Origin of the sequence: Pseudomonas sp. MWU13-2517, from assembly GCF_023242545.1 — a bacterium.
GTDB lineage: Bacteria > Pseudomonadota > Gammaproteobacteria > Pseudomonadales > Pseudomonadaceae > Aquipseudomonas.
Map to the genome: position 1 here is coordinate 89586 of NZ_JALMFA010000005.1, position 14858 is coordinate 104443.

Here is a 14858-nt window from a genome sequence, read left to right on the forward strand (position 1 = left end):
AGTTTTCGTACTGTCATAACGATAGCGGGTTAAAGGCTATACCTTAATACACGCCATGACAGAGGCAATCAGCAATTTTCAGCCGCGTTTTTTAACCTTTATGGCCCTGCCCGTCGGCCCGAGGATGGCCGCTGCCCTTCAAGCCTGATAAAATCGCGCGCCTTCGCAGACCGTCAATGGCTGGGCCTTTTACCAAAAGCCCCTGCCCGCTCGGTCGTTACCCCTGAATCCCCCCTAAAGGCCTGGATCATGAGCAAGCAACCCTCCCTGAGCTACAAGGACGCCGGTGTAGACATCGACGCCGGTGAAGCATTGGTCGAACGCATCAAGAGCGTCGCCAAGCGCACTGCGCGCCCTGAAGTCATGGGCGGCCTGGGCGGTTTTGGTGCCCTCTGCGAAATCCCGGCCGGCTACAAACAGCCTGTGCTGGTGTCCGGCACCGACGGCGTAGGCACCAAGCTGCGCCTGGCACTGAACCTGAACAAGCACGACAGCATCGGCATCGATCTGGTTGCCATGTGCGTCAACGACCTGGTGGTGTGTGGCGCAGAGCCGCTGTTCTTCCTGGACTACTACGCCACCGGCAAGCTGAACGTGGACACCGCCGCCCAAGTGGTCACCGGTATCGGTGCCGGCTGCGAACTGTCGGGTTGCTCCCTGGTCGGCGGCGAAACCGCTGAAATGCCAGGCATGTACGAAGGCGAAGACTACGACCTGGCCGGCTTCTGTGTTGGCGTCGTAGAGAAAGCCGACATCATCGACGGCTCCAAGGTTGCTGCAGGCGACGCGCTGCTCGCCCTGCCATCGTCCGGTCCGCACTCCAACGGCTACTCGCTGATCCGCAAGATCATCGAAGTGTCCGGCGCCGACATCGAAAATACCCAGCTCGGCGGCAAGCCGCTGACCGATCTGCTGATGGCCCCGACCCGCATCTACGTCAAGCCACTGCTCAAACTGATCAAGGACACGGGCGCGGTCAAAGCCATGGCGCACATCACCGGCGGCGGCCTGCTGGACAACATCCCGCGCGTTCTGCCAAAAGGCGCCCAGGCAATCGTCGACGTGGCCAGCTGGCAGCGTCCTGCGGTATTCGACTGGTTGCAGGAGAAAGGCAACGTTGACGAAACCGAGATGCACCGCGTGCTCAACTGCGGCGTCGGCATGGTGATCTGCGTGGCTCAGGAACACGTTGAAACTGCGCTGAACGTACTGCGCGAAGCCGGCGAGCAGCCTTGGGTCATCGGCCAGATCGCAACTGCCCCGGAAGGTGCGGCTCAGGTTGAACTGAAGAACCTCAAGGCTCATTGATGTCTCAGACCTGTGATGTCGTGGTGCTGCTTTCCGGCACCGGCAGTAACTTGCAGGCTCTGATCGACAGCACGCGCACCGGCGACAGCCCGGTGCGCATCGCTGCGGTGATTTCCAACCGCAGTGACGCCTACGGCCTGCAACGCGCCAGGGACGCGGGCATCGAAACCCGTTCCCTGGATCACAAGGCTTTCGAAGGCCGCGAAGCCTTCGACAGCGCCTTGATCGAACTCATCGACGCCTTCAACCCCAAACTCGTGGTCCTGGCCGGCTTCATGCGCATTCTCAGCGCTGGCTTCGTGCGCCACTATGCAGGACGCCTGCTCAATATCCACCCTTCCCTGCTGCCCAAGTACAAAGGCATGCATACCCATCAGCGCGCGCTCGACGCCGGTGACACCGAGCATGGCTGCAGCGTGCACTTCGTTACCGAGGAACTCGATGGCGGACCTCTGGTCGTACAGGCAGTGGTTCCGGTAGAGTCTGCAGACTCAGTGCAGACGCTTGCGCAACGGGTTCACGCCCAGGAACACAGGATTTACCCGCTGGCAGTTCGCTGGTTTGCCGAGGGTCGGTTGATTCTTGGTGCGCAGGGTGCATTATTGGACGGCCAGTTACTCGCGGCCAGCGGCCACTTGATTCGAACCTAGGAGATTTTATGCGTCGCGCCTTGCTCTTCGCTTTTGCGCTGTTTGCCTTGCCAGCTGTGCAAGCAGCAGATTTACACCCTTTCTCCGCCAGCTACACCGCCGACTGGAAACAGTTGCCCATGAGTGGCTCGGCTGAACGCAGCCTGACCCACAACGGCGACGGCACCTGGACCTTGAACTTCAAGGCCTCCATGCTCATCGCCAGCCTCACCGAAACCAGCGTGATCAATTTTGACAAGGATGCTCTGCAACCCAAGAGCTACACCTTCGAACGCGGTGGCCTGGGCAAGGCGAAGAAGATCAACCTGGATTTCGACCACTCGACCAACAAGGTCACCGGCTTCGAAAACAAAGACCCGGTCAACGTCACCCTCGAAAGCGGCATGCTCGACAAGTCGACCTATCAGCTGGCCCTGCAGCGCGATGTGGCTGCCGGCAAAAAGAGCATGAGCTACCGAGTGGTTGAAGGTACAGACACCGACACCTACGACTTCCGCGTGATTGGCCCGGAAAAAGTCCAGACCAAGGCCGGCTCCATTGATGCGATCAAGGTCGAGCGTGTGCGCGATCCGTCGCAGACCAAACGCATCACCCAGATGTGGTTTGCCAAGGACTGGGGCGGCATCCTGGTTGCCCTGCGCCAGGTGGAAACCGACGGCAAGGAATACAACATCATGCTGTTGGACGGCACCGTTGACGGCAAGGCTGTCAAAGGCAGCTGACCGACCAATGAGTCGAAGAGCCTCGCGAAATGCGGGGCTTTTTTTTCGCCTGTCGATCGGCAAATGGTCTGATGCAAACATGAAACTTCTGTCATAAAACTCCCGCACCAGCGGCGCAATGTCGCTATTTACATGGCCTGCAGGATTGTTGCATTTCCTGCAATGAATTGTTGCTTGCAAAATCGGTTTACTTAGCAAGCTAACAAAACATATAAAAGAGGCCTGCGACGACTTGCCGCAGATCAACCAGATTGGAGCAAGCAGATGACTGTAAAAGTAACTGAACGCGACGACGAACATATGTCCCACGAAGCGGTAGCTCACGGGATTCACATCTGGGATGTACATCAGCAAGACGTATTGGTCGGTATGTTTCACAACGAGAGCGACGCCAACAATTATAAAAACGAGCTCGAAACTCTCGAAATGAAACGCCAGGCACAAAGCTCCTGAAACACTGAAATTTCAGTAGGCCACAGCCCACGCAGCTGAGGTCCCTACAACCAAGAACCCCGCCATCGAGCGGGGTTTTTCGTTTTTGGTGATCGGCGCGGCGCGCGTAAACGATTTAGTTGGATGTATCAAAAAATAGACAACTGTTAATGATTCTCGATAATATTCGCGCACTTTCAGCCGCCTCATGACCAAAGGGAGTTCATCATGTCGAGTGAAAACAGCAGGAAACCGGAGCAATCATTGCTTAACCGCTGGGGGGAAGCACTGGCGGCTCCGCAATTTCTGGCTAACCGCATCACCCTCGACATGCTGATCAACACCCTGGCACCTGCCGCGGAGCGCAGCTTTCAACGCCTCATTCAAGCCCTGTTCCGTGAAGGACTGCTGGACTCCGGCGCGCTCACCTATGACGGGCACGGTCACTGCCGGTTGCCACTGTCCAATCACGCCCATCTGCAGTTTGAGTACCTGCGCCCCGGTCGCATGGCCAGTTGGGACCTGCGTGGCCACGTCACCCTTTGTCAGGCCAACCTGCCGGAACAGAAGATCCAATTCCCATCGCAGTTGCTGACGCTGCTCAACAACGCCCTCGAAACACCTGCCGACCCGCAGGTTCTGAGCCGCCTCAATACCGAGATCGACGACAGCTTCGTCAACGACACGCTATGCCTGGCTTTTCACGATCAATGGAGCCTCAGGCTGCACGCGTCCATGACCCCGGCCCACCAGGACAACCTGCTGCGCTACCTCAAGGACGAGCCAAGCGTGACCAATCCGACCTCCGTGCTTGAACAGTGGGGCACGCTGGGCCACCCCTGGCACCCCAACTACAAAACCAAACTGGGTTTGAGCACCGATCAAGTCATTGATTTCTCACCCGAGTTCGAAGCGCGTTTTCCGGTCATCCTATGTGCATTGCACCGCCAGTACGCCCACGTCGAAGCGCTGGCCGGTACTGCGGATTACTGGCAGTGGTGGCAAACCCAGTTTCCGCACGCCGCACAACAACTGATGGCCCAACTCACCGCCCAAGGCCTTGAAGCCCGCGACTATTTGCCGTTGCCCGCCCACCCTTGGCAAGCTCGCCAGGAGCTTCCACAGCTGTTCGCCAACGAAATCGGTGACCGGCTGCTGGTACTGACCGACATCGTCGCGTTCACCGCCCACCCCACCATGTCATTCAGGACCGTATTGCCTGACGGCCGGGGTGACGCTCCCATGGTCAAGCTCCCCGTTTCGCTGCGCCTGACCAGCGTACAGCGCACGGTGTCGCCGCGCTCGGCACGGATGGGCCCGCGAATCAGCCACTTGCTGCTGACGATCCTTGCGCGTGAGCCTGCGATTCAGAACATTCTGAGCATCGTTCCCGAGCGGATCGGCATGCATTTCAAACCTCAGCCCGTCAATGACGAACACTCTCGCCACCTGGCCGTGCTCTACCGCGACAACCCGCAAAGCCTGCTTCAACCGGGAGAGTTGGCCATCCCGGTAGGCAGCCTGTTTGCCATCGACCAACACGGGCAGCCATTGTTGAGACAGTGGGTACGCCTGAGCAAAGGCCAGGACGACGCTGACGCCATGCTCGGGTTCTTTCGAGACTACGCCTCAATCACCGTGCCAGCACTGCTGGGCATGTACCTGCGCTATGGCGTCGCGTTCGAGGCCCATCAGCAGAACTCCTTCATGGTCATGGCCGCTGACGGGCAGTTGAGCCGCCTGTTATTACGTGATTTCGGCGATATCCGCATCGACCGCCAGACCTTGCACGCTCAAGGCCTGGACATCGAACTGCACGACCCCAAGATGACGCTGTATGACGATGCGGGATTTGTACGCGACAAACTGCTGCACACCGTATTCATGTGTCACCTGGGCGAGTTGGTGCTGCTCAGCGCACGTTATTTCGATATTCCCCAAGCACTGCTGTGGAACGAACTGTCGGCCCAGGTCAGCCAGTGCTTTGATCAATTGCGCGACGCCGTCGCCCCCCAACGCTGGGAAACCGAACGTGAAGCACTGCTGGAGCAGCCATGGCCGGCCAAGTCCTTCATGCGCATGCGATTGCTGGAAAGCCATGCGGATATTGTCGGGCGACTGCCGAACCCGTTGAGTAGCGACGCGCATGCCAACTAACAGCACTGCGCTGCGGCTGCTGGTGGTGATCCAACTGGTGTCGATGGGGGCCATGGAAATGAGTGGCCCTTTCTGGCCCTTGCAGATCCAGAAGTTGCTCGGCGATGCCAATGCCCACTACACCGGCCTGCTGTCATCGCTGGTGTATGCCGGGCCGATGATGGCGGCGATGATCCTGACGCCCATGTGGGGGCGCCTGGGTGACCGTACCGGCCACAAGCCCATGATCATCCGGGCGCTGCTGGCACTGGCGGCCTGTCAGGCGCTGGCCGCCATCACTTTCGATCCCTGGTTGTTGGTGGCAATCCGAGTGGCGCAAGGTGCGCTGGCCGGCTTTATCGCGGCGGCTCAGGCCTATGCACTGGCCTGCTGCGGCGACAGTGGGCGCGGTCACATCATGGCGCGCCTGCAATCAGCGACCGCCGTGGGTTCACTGGCCGGCCCCGTATTGGGCGGCTGGCTGATGGATATCTCCGGATTCGCCCTGCTGTGTTACAGCGCTACGGCCGTCTGCCTGTCGTGCGCGGTGGTTAGCCTGTTCCTGCCCAGCGATACCCAGCGCGTGCGGTCGGCTCGAAAAACCACGCCCAGCGCCCTGCCCAAAGGCTGGCTCGGGGCGATGCTGGGGATCATCGTGCTGATCCAGGCCGCCAAGATGATGCCCCAACCGTTTTATGCCTTGTATGTCGCCGATGTATTACACGCGCCCGCCTGGCTGATTGGCGCCAGCTACGCCGCCAGCGCACTGACCCTGGCGCTGTCGGCGCCACTGTGGGGCCGCCTGTTTGACCGGCATCCACCGGCACATACGCTGCGCATCATCGAATGGGTCACATGGGCCTGCGCCTTGACGCTGGCGTGTACGGCCATTGCCAACGAATGGTTCGGCTTCCTCGCGAGCCGGCTGGTGTGGGGCATATGGCAAGGCGCCTTATTGCCGGTTGCCTACACCTTGATCGCCAACACCGTCGCACCCGCTCAACAGGGTTTTGCCCTGGGCATGGGTAACAGCGCCGCCAAGGCGGGCGCCCTGTGCGGTGCCTTGCTGGGCGGTATCGGCATGGGGATGGTGGGCCTGGCAAACAGTTTCTGGTTGGTCGCGCTCACCTACGCCCTGGCCGCCCTGGGTATCCGCGCCATCCGTTCGTACACCCGGACACCCGCGTCATCCGTTTTTTCTGTCAATACTTCTAATAATTGAAAGGCATGGTAATGAAAAAATCGCAATGGGCAGCGCTGTTGCCTCTGATCGGATCAATGAGCACACCCGCTTGGGCCGAGCAATCGGAGGCAGCGCCCACCAGCCTGCAATTACAGGCCACGGTAGTCTCGGCCACGCGCAATGAAACCAGCATTGCCGCGATCCCAGGCTCCGTGCAGGTGATCGATGAAGCACAGATCCGCCAGCAAGCCGGCGCAGGGCGACGGGTAGCGGATATCCTCGGGCAACTGGTACCCGGCATTTCGCCGTCCAGCGGCGGCATGAGCAACTTCGGCCAGACCCTTCGCGGGCGCAATACGTTGATCCTGATCGATGGCGTGTCCCAGAACGCAACGCGCGACAACTTCCGTCAGCTCAACAGCGTGGCACCTGAAAGTATCGAACGCATCGAAGTAATCTCCGGAGCGAGCAGCGTCTACGGGGCCGGGGCCTCAGGCGGCATCATCAACATCATCACCAAGCGCAACAAAGGTGAAGACCTCGCGTTCAGCAGCAAAATCGGCATGACGGCCGGCAACGATTTCAGCCACAAGGGCTTCGCCTACGAGGCGTTCCAAAGTGCCACTGGGCGCAAAGGCCCCGTGGACTGGTACGTATCGGCCAACGGCGTGCAACGCAACGACCAGTTCGATGGTAACGGCAAGCGCATTCCCCAGGACACGTCCCAGGGCAGCAACATGGATACCGACACCTACGACCTTCAAGGCCGCTTCGGCTACGAGCTGGATGACGACAAGAAGATCAGCCTGTCACTGCAAGACTATAAAGACGAACAGGACACCCGTTACACCAAGGACCCACGAAACACCAGCACCGCCGTCGCCGTAAAAGGCCTGGACCTGGGCGATCAACCTTTCACCCATAACCAGGCGGTCAACCTCAACTACAGCGACAAGGATTTCTACGGCCAGGGGCTGCAAGTCGAAAGTTACTGGCGCCGTGCCGACGCGCTGTTCTTCCCGGACCTGTCCCGGGGACGCGCCGGTATTTCCGATAACAACAGCGTGCAGGACGTCTACGGCCTGCGTGCAGCTATCGATACGCAAATGCCCGACATCGGCCCGGCAACCGGGAACCTGATCTGGGGCGCTGACTATGACCACGAAACCTCACGTCAGCGTGGCGATCAATACCGGGTTAACGGCCTGACCTACACCAAGACCGGCACCACCTTCGAAATGGGGCCGGACATCGCGACCACCACCAAGGCGATCTTTGGTCAGCTGTCCTACGATATCGATGACTGGACCCTACGTGGCGGCGTCCGGCGCGAATGGATCGAAAGCGAGGTCTCCGACAGCATCGCGTATGGAGAAATCGTTCAGACCGGCAATCGCGCAATCCTGCCCGGCGGCACCCTGAAGTACGACGACACCCTCTATAACCTCGGTGCGGTGTACCACCTGAGCGAAAACCAGGATGTGTTCGTCAACTTCAGCCAGGGCTTTTCCCTGCCGGATATCCAACGTTTCCTGCGGGACGTCAACAGCAAGTACGACATCCAGAAGCTCAATGCCCAAGCCCTCAAGGTCGACAGCTATGAACTGGGCTGGCGTGGCAATTGGGACAAGTGGCTGGCCAACGTTACAGCGTATGAAAACACCTCGGACGTCACTCAGTTCTATGATGCCAATGATCGCGTATTGCGCCTGATCAACCAGAAAGAACGGGTGCGCGGCATCGAAACCAGCCTGACCTACAACGTCACTGATCAGTGGTCGGTAGGTGGTACGTACGCCTACGCAAAAGGCGAGACCCAGCAAAACGGCAAATGGATCGACTTGCCTGCCACGCGTATCTCCCCCGCCAAGACCACCGCGTTTGTCGGCTATAACCACGACGATTACAGCCTGCGCCTTCAGGCTATGCGCCTGAACGACTACGACGCAGCGTTCAAAGACAACAACGGTCGCGATATCCAGGGCTACACACTGGTCGACCTGCTGGGTTCGGTCAGGCTGCCGGTGGGTCGCCTGGAAGGCGCCATCTACAACCTGAGCAACCGCAATTACCAGAACATGTTTGCCCAGGCCAACGCTCGTGCGCCGTACCCGAATGCCGAGGGTCGTACGTTCAGCGTGAGTTACGCCGTGGACTGGTAACACGACTCGCTGAAAGCACAAACCCCGCCTTTTGAGCGGGGTTTGTTGTTTCTACAGCCTTACCACATCAGGTCATCCGGAATCTGGTACGCGGCGTACGGATCATCCTCATCCGGCACCTGGCTTTCAGTCAGGACGTTGAGCTGCACGATACGCTCCGGTGCACGTTCCTGGATCTTCAGCGCCGCTTCGCGCGGGATGACTTCATAACCGCCGCCGTGGTGGACGATCGCCAGGGAGCCGTTGCTCAGCTTATTGCGCATCAACGTGTTGACCGACAGGCGCTTGACCTTCTTGTCATCCACGAAGTTGTAGTAATCCTCAGTCGTCAGCTTCGGCAGGCGCGAGGTCTCGATCAACTGCTTGACCTGTGCCGTACGCGCCTTGGCCTCGGCCTTTTCCTGCTGCTGGCGGTTCAACTCCTGGTCGCGCTTGATCTTTTCGGCTTTCGCCTCGGCAGCCAGGCGGGCCTGGGTATCATCGGCCTCGGCCTGGCCTTTGTGGACCAGGCGCTGCTGCTTCTGTTTCTCTTTGCCGACCTGCTTGGCCTGCTTTTGGTTGACCAGACCTGCTTTAAGCAACTGGTCACGAAGGGAAAGGCTCATGGTGCTTACTCACTTAGGCAACTGCTCAACCGCAGTTGGACACGTTCTTTTCCTGGCGTTTGGCTTCGCCCCACAGGGCGTCCAACTCTTCGAGGGTGCAATCTTCTATGGGACGCTGGGTGTCGCGCAATGCCTGTTCGATAAATCGGAAACGTCGTTCAAACTTGGCATTGGCACCACGCAGCGCGGTTTCCGGGTCAACCTTGAGGTGACGGGCCAGGTTGACCGCCGCAAACAGCAGGTCGCCGACTTCGTCAGCGATGGCGGCCGGGTCGTTATCGGCCATGGCCTCAAGCACTTCATCCAGTTCTTCGCGCACGTTATCCACCACCGGCAAGGCGGCGGGCCAGTCGAAGCCGACCTGGCTGGCGCGCTTTTGCAATTTGGCGGCACGGGACAACGACGGGAGAGCAATGGGCACATCATCCAGCAGGGAAAGCTGCTCCGGTGCGTCGGATTTCTCCGCGCGCTCTTCTGCCTTGATCTCTTCCCAACGCTCCTTGACCTGCTCTTCGTTCAGCCGAGGAATATCCAGCGGCGCGTAAAGATCCCCTGTCGGAAACACATGGGGGTGACGCCGGATCAACTTGCGCGTGATGCTGTCGATCACCCCGGCAAATTCGAAACGCCCCTCCTCCCGGGCCAACTGGCTGTAATACACCACTTGGAACAACAGGTCGCCCAGTTCACCTTGCAGGTGATCGAAGTCGCCGCGCTCGATGGCATCGGCGACTTCATAAGCCTCTTCCAGGGTGTGCGGGACAATGGTCGCGTAGGTTTGCCTGACGTCCCACGGGCACCCGTATTGCGGGTCCCGCAGGCGGTTCATCAGGTGCAGCAGGTCTTCGAGTGAATACATCATGGTGTGCGGTTGCGCCGGGTCTCGATGATGTTCGGCAACTGGGAAATACGCCCCAACAACCGCCCCAGTGCATCCAGGCCCGGAATCTCGATGGTCAGGGACATCAGCGCGGTGTTGTCCTCTTTATTCGAACGGGTGTTGACCGCCAACACGTTGATCCGCTCGTTGAGCAGCACCTGAGACACGTCACGCAGCAGGCCGGAACGGTCGTACGCGCGAATCACGATGTCCACCGGATAGGTGAGCACCGGCACCGGGCCCCAGCTCACCTGGATGATCCGCTCCGGCTCGCGACCGCCCAACTGCAGCACCGAGGCACAGTCCTGGCGGTGAATGCTGACGCCACGGCCCTGGGTGATGTAGCCGACGATGGCGTCCCCCGGCAATGGCTGGCAGCAGCCGGCCATTTGCGTCATCAGGTTGCCCACGCCCTGGATCTGGATGTCGCCACGCTTGCCGGGCTTGTAGCCGGCCGCTTTGCGTGGAATGAGTTCCAGCTGTTCGCTGCCGCGCTCCGGCTCGACCAGTTGCTGGGCCAGGTTGACCAGTTGCGCCAGGCGCAAGTCGCCAGCCCCCAGGGCGGCGAACATGTCCTCGGAAATCTTCATGTTGGCCTTTTCGGCCAGCTTGTCGAAGTCCACCTGCGGCAAGCCCAGGCGCGCCAGTTCACGTTCGAGCAAGGTTTTACCGGCCGCGACGTTCTGGTCGCGCGCCTGCAGTTTGAACCAGTGCACGATCTTCGCCCGCGCCCGCGACGTGGTGATGTAGCCCAGGTTCGGGTTCAGCCAGTCGCGGCTCGGCGTGCCGTGCTTGCTGGTGATGATCTCGACCTGCTCACCGGTCTGCAGGGTGTAGTTGAGCGGCACGATGCGCCCATTGATCTTGGCGCCCCGGCAGTTATGACCGATTTCGGTGTGTACGCGGTAGGCGAAGTCCAGCGGCGTGGCACCCTTGGGCAAGTCGATCGCATGGCCATCGGGCGTGAAGATGTACACCCGGTCGGGTTCGATATCCACGCGCAGCTGCTCGGCCAGGCCGCCGATATCGCCCAATTCTTCGTGCCACTCCAGCACTTGGCGCAGCCAGGAGATTTTCTCTTCGTACTGATTGGACCCGGCCTTGACGTCGGTGCCCTTGTAGCGCCAGTGCGCGCACACGCCCAGCTCCGCCTCTTCGTGCATGGCGTGGGTGCGGATCTGCACTTCCAACACCTTCCCCTCGGGGCCGATCACCGCGGTGTGCAGCGAGCGGTAGCCGTTTTCCTTGGGGTTGGCGATGTAGTCGTCGAACTCCTTGGGGATGTGCCGCCACAGGGTATGGACAATGCCCAACGCGGTGTAGCAGTCGCGCATTTCCGGCACCAGCACGCGCACGGCACGCACATCGTAGATCTGGCTGAAAGCCAGGCCCTTGCGCTGCATTTTGCGCCAGATGGAATAGATGTGCTTGGCACGGCCGCTGATATCGGCTTCGACGCCGGTGGCCTGCAACTCCGAACGCAGTTGGTTCATCACGTCAGCGATAAAGCGCTCACGGTCGAGCCGCCGCTCATGCAGCAGCGTGGCGATCTGTTTGTATTGATCGGGCTCGAGGTAGCGGAAGGACAAGTCTTCCAGCTCCCACTTGATATGGCCGATACCCAGGCGGTGCGCCAGCGGCGCATAGATATCGAAGACTTCGCGGGCAACGCGGTTGCGCTTTTCATCGTCGGCCGTCTTCACGGCACGGATCGCGCAGGTGCGTTCGGCCAGCTTGATCAGGGCGACACGCACGTCGTCGACCATCGCCACCAGCATCTTGCGCAGGTTTTCCACCTGGCCCTGGGTGCCCATCACCATCGATTGGCGCGGGCTGAGGCTGGCGCTGATGGCAGCCATGCGTGCCACGCCATCGATAAGCTTGGCGACCAAGGCACCAAAGCGCTGGCTGACGGTGGCCAGTTCGATATGCCCTTCACGCACGCCACGGTAGAGCACGGCGGCGATCAGCGAATCCTGGTCCAGCTTGAGATCGGCAAGGATCTCAGCGATCTCCAACCCGGTACGAAAGCTCGAAGTGCCCTCGGCCCACAGGTTCTTGGCCGCATTGTTTTGCTGCTCAGACTCACGAGCGAACTCGCAAGCTGCCTTCAAGGCTTCACGGTCCAGTGCCGGATCGACACTGACGGCATGATCCAGCCATGCCTCGAGATTGATACTGCCGTCGGTGTTGATCGGCTGGTGTGCTCTCACCTGTACCATCTTGCTTACCTTCCCTACGACGCACCTTCGATGCGTCAAAAATCATCGCCGACCTTCTACTGCACTCTCCCGAGCAAGTCACAGGCCCTGGACACTACAAGGCCGGTCGGATTAAACGGGCATCCTAGCCCGCTTCAAATAACGCCATGGCCTCGACATGCGCGGTTTGCGGAAACATGTCGAGGATCCCGGCACGCTTTAGCCGGTAGCCTTGCTTGACCAACTCAACCGTGTCCCGCGCCAGCGTGGCCGGGTTGCAGGACACATACACCAGGCGCTTGGCCTTGAAGGTCGCGAGCTTGCGCACAACTTCCAGGGCACCGTCACGGGGTGGGTCCAAGAGTACCGCAGAAAAGCCCTGTTTGGCCCACTCCGCGTCAGTCAAAGGCTGGGACAAATCGGCCTGAAAAAACTGCGCATTATGCAAATTATTGCTGACGGCATTCTCGGCCGCCCGGTCCACCATGGTCTGCACACCTTCCACCGCCACCACTTCACGCACTTGGCGCGCCAGTGGCAGGGCAAAGTTGCCCAGGCCGCAAAACAGGTCCAGCACCCGCTCGTCAGGTTGTGGCGCCAGCCATTCCAGGGCCTGGGCGACCATCGCCTCGTTGACCCCGGCGTTAACCTGCACGAAATCGCCAGGCCGGTAGGCCAACTCCAGGTTCCACTGCTCCAGTCGAAACCCCAGAACGGAATCGGCTTCGACCGGCTCCGGCTGACCCTCGCCATGCAGCCACAATTGGGCTTCATGGAAAGCGCAAAACTCTTTCAATACTTGCAGGTCCGCTTCCGACAACGGCGCCATATGCCGCAGCAATACCGCGATGGACGTGCCACTGAACAACTCGACATGCCCCAGGGCTTGCGGTTTACTCAGTCGGCGCAACAGGTTCGGCAAGCGCTGCATAATCGGTTGCAAGGCCTGTACCAGCACCGGGCAATCATCGATGGCGACGATGTCCTGGCTGGCGACCGCGCGGAAGCCCACCTCGAGTCTTTTCGCCTTGGCATCCCAGCGTACGGCTATGCGGGCACGTCGGCGGTAGCCAAACTCCGGGCCACTCAAAGGCGCCGCCCATTGTTGCGGTTCGACACCGGCCACACGAGACAATTGCTCGGCAAGCATGCGCTGTTTCAGGGCAAGTTGTTCGGCATGGGCCAAGTGCTGCACGCTGCAGCCACCGCAACGCCCAAAGTGGGCGCAGGGCGCCGGACGGCGCAGTTCGCTGGCGGTGAATACCCGCTCGGTGCGCGCCTCGACAACCTTGCCGTGGGCACCCAGTACCCGCGCTTCCACCTCTTCGCCGGCGAGCGCGCCATTGACGAACCAGGTACGGCCTTCAAAGTACACAATGCCCCGGCCGTCGTTGGCCAGGCGCTCAATGATCAGGCGTTGTTTCTTGCCTACCGGAATCTGCGGGACCCGGCTGCCACCCGTCGGCTGGAAGCGCAGGCCTCTCTCGTGCTTGGCCATCAGTTGGGTTCGTCGAAAATGCCGGTCGACAGGTAACGGTCGCCTCGGTCACAGATGATCGCGACGATCACCGCGTTTTCCACTTCCCTGGACAGGCGCAGCATGCCCGCCACAGCGCCACCGGAGGACACGCCGCAGAAGATACCTTCTTCACGGGCCAGGCGACGGGTAGTGTCTTCGGCTTCACGCTGGGCCATGTCGATGATGCGGTCCACACGCGCCGCATTATAGATTTTCGGCAAGTACTCTTCGGGCCAACGGCGAATACCCGGGATCGCTGCGCCTTCCATCGGTTGCAGACCGACGATCTGGATCGCCGGGTTCTGCTCCTTGAGGTAACGCGAGTTGCCCATGATGGTGCCGGTGGTGCCCATGGAACTGACGAAATGGGTGATTGTGCCCTGGGTCTGGCGCCAGATTTCCGGACCGGTGCTGGTGTAGTGCGCTTCAGGGTTGTCGCCATTGGCGAACTGGTCCAGCACCAGGCCACGGCCTTCGGCGGCCATGCGCTCGGCGAGGTCGCGGGCGCCTTCCATGCCTTCTTCCTGGGTGACCAGGATCAACTGGGCGCCATAGGCGGTCATCGCCGCCTTGCGTTCGGCGCTGCCGTTGTCGGGCATGATCAGGATCATCTTGTAGCCCTTGATCGCGGCGGCCATGGCCAGGGCGATCCCGGTGTTGCCGGAGGTGGCCTCGATCAGCGTGTCACCGGGCTTGATCTGCCCACGCAACTCGGCGCGGGTGATCATCGACAGCGCCGGACGGTCTTTGACCGAGCCGGCCGGGTTGTTCCCTTCGAGCTTGAGCAACAGTGTATTGCTGGTTTCACCCGCCATGCGTTGCAAGCGGACCAGGGGCGTGTTGCCGACGCAATCGGCGATTGTTGGGTACTGCAAGGTCATGGCGTATTCGCAATCCAGACTGCGGGGGCGAACATCATACCGGGAAAGGCCGGCGGGCCATATCACGCAAAGTGTGGTGCTTATGGCTTATAGGAATAAGCAAGGAATGGGGCTGCACGGACGCCATCGAGGCAGGCCCCTCTCACGGTTCCTGAAAATACGGCCTCCGATGGGCACGC

12 protein-coding genes are annotated in these 14858 nt (G+C 60.3%); 7 read left to right on the plus strand and 5 right to left on the minus strand.

From position 1 onward, the window contains the following. Positions 1–249 precede the first annotated feature (249 nt). From purM to M5B97_RS09030, 7 genes are all read left to right on the plus strand, one after another. The gene (purM, locus tag M5B97_RS09000; protein ID WP_248731297.1) at positions 250–1308 is read left to right on the plus strand and encodes a phosphoribosylformylglycinamidine cyclo-ligase; all 1059 of its coding nucleotides are present in this window, start codon (positions 250–252) and stop codon (positions 1306–1308) included. Further along, positions 1308–1958, plus strand: a complete 651-nt coding sequence (gene purN, locus M5B97_RS09005) for a phosphoribosylglycinamide formyltransferase (protein ID WP_248731298.1) — start codon at positions 1308–1310, stop codon at positions 1956–1958. Before purM ends, purN begins: the two co-directional genes overlap by 1 nt. Before the next feature lie 8 nt (positions 1959–1966). Next, on the plus strand, positions 1967–2680 hold the full coding sequence (locus M5B97_RS09010) for a DUF3108 domain-containing protein (protein ID WP_123715533.1): 714 nt from the start codon (positions 1967–1969) through the stop codon (positions 2678–2680). 264 nt (positions 2681–2944) lie between these two features. Beyond that, entirely contained in the window at positions 2945–3133 is a 189-nt protein-coding gene (locus M5B97_RS09015; RefSeq protein ID WP_123715532.1) for a hypothetical protein, read from the plus strand. Between the two features lie 207 nt (positions 3134–3340). Further along, a complete protein-coding gene (locus M5B97_RS09020; protein WP_248731299.1) occupies positions 3341–5269 on the plus strand; it encodes an IucA/IucC family protein in 1929 nt (642 codons plus the stop codon). Beyond that, positions 5259–6470, plus strand: a complete 1212-nt coding sequence (locus tag M5B97_RS09025; protein WP_248731300.1) for an MFS transporter — start codon at positions 5259–5261, stop codon at positions 6468–6470. Before M5B97_RS09020 ends, M5B97_RS09025 begins: the two co-directional genes overlap by 11 nt. 11 nt (positions 6471–6481) lie before the next feature. Then, positions 6482–8593, plus strand: a complete 2112-nt coding sequence (locus tag M5B97_RS09030; RefSeq protein ID WP_248731301.1) for a TonB-dependent receptor — start codon at positions 6482–6484, stop codon at positions 8591–8593. A gap of 59 nt (positions 8594–8652) precedes the next feature. Here the strand turns inward: M5B97_RS09030 and M5B97_RS09035 are convergent, their stop codons facing one another. From M5B97_RS09035 to cysM, 5 genes are all read right to left on the minus strand, one after another. Further along, the gene (locus M5B97_RS09035) at positions 8653–9198 is read right to left on the minus strand and encodes a DUF2058 domain-containing protein (protein ID WP_123715528.1); all 546 of its coding nucleotides are present in this window, start codon (positions 9196–9198) and stop codon (positions 8653–8655) included. Positions 9199–9223: 25 nt separating this feature from the next. Beyond that, on the minus strand, positions 9224–10057 hold the full coding sequence (mazG, locus tag M5B97_RS09040) for a nucleoside triphosphate pyrophosphohydrolase (protein ID WP_248731391.1): 834 nt from the start codon (positions 10055–10057) through the stop codon (positions 9224–9226). Then, positions 10057–12300 (minus strand): GTP diphosphokinase, encoded by a 2244-nt coding sequence (relA, locus tag M5B97_RS09045; RefSeq protein WP_123715526.1) that lies wholly within the window; start codon positions 12298–12300, stop codon positions 10057–10059. The genes mazG and relA overlap by 1 nt, the downstream gene beginning before the upstream one ends. A gap of 124 nt (positions 12301–12424) precedes the next feature. Then, positions 12425–13777 carry a 23S rRNA (uracil(1939)-C(5))-methyltransferase RlmD gene (gene rlmD, locus M5B97_RS09050; RefSeq protein ID WP_248731302.1) on the minus strand — a complete coding sequence of 451 codons (1353 nt, stop codon included), beginning with the start codon at positions 13775–13777 and terminating at the stop codon, positions 12425–12427. Then, a complete protein-coding gene (gene cysM, locus M5B97_RS09055) occupies positions 13777–14679 on the minus strand; it encodes a cysteine synthase CysM (RefSeq protein ID WP_123715524.1) in 903 nt (300 codons plus the stop codon). Before cysM ends, rlmD begins: the two co-directional genes overlap by 1 nt. Positions 14680–14858: the final 179 nt, after the last annotated feature.

Coding starts and splice junctions, on each gene's coding strand:
- purM (WP_248731297.1), top strand. CDS start 250: ATGAGCAAGCAACCCTCCCTGAGCTACAAGGACGCCGGTGTAGACATC.
- purN (WP_248731298.1), top strand. CDS start 1,308: ATGTCTCAGACCTGTGATGTCGTGGTGCTGCTTTCCGGCACCGGCAGT.
- M5B97_RS09010 (WP_123715533.1), top strand. CDS start 1,967: ATGCGTCGCGCCTTGCTCTTCGCTTTTGCGCTGTTTGCCTTGCCAGCT.
- M5B97_RS09015 (WP_123715532.1), top strand. CDS start 2,945: ATGACTGTAAAAGTAACTGAACGCGACGACGAACATATGTCCCACGAA.
- M5B97_RS09020 (WP_248731299.1), top strand. CDS start 3,341: ATGTCGAGTGAAAACAGCAGGAAACCGGAGCAATCATTGCTTAACCGC.
- M5B97_RS09025 (WP_248731300.1), top strand. CDS start 5,259: ATGCCAACTAACAGCACTGCGCTGCGGCTGCTGGTGGTGATCCAACTG.
- M5B97_RS09030 (WP_248731301.1), top strand. CDS start 6,482: ATGAAAAAATCGCAATGGGCAGCGCTGTTGCCTCTGATCGGATCAATG.
- M5B97_RS09035 (WP_123715528.1), bottom strand. CDS start 9,198: ATGAGCCTTTCCCTTCGTGACCAGTTGCTTAAAGCAGGTCTGGTCAAC.
- mazG (WP_248731391.1), bottom strand. CDS start 10,057: ATGTATTCACTCGAAGACCTGCTGCACCTGATGAACCGCCTGCGGGAC.
- relA (WP_123715526.1), bottom strand. CDS start 12,300: ATGGTACAGGTGAGAGCACACCAGCCGATCAACACCGACGGCAGTATC.
- rlmD (WP_248731302.1), bottom strand. CDS start 13,777: ATGGCCAAGCACGAGAGAGGCCTGCGCTTCCAGCCGACGGGTGGCAGC.
- cysM (WP_123715524.1), bottom strand. CDS start 14,679: ATGACCTTGCAGTACCCAACAATCGCCGATTGCGTCGGCAACACGCCC.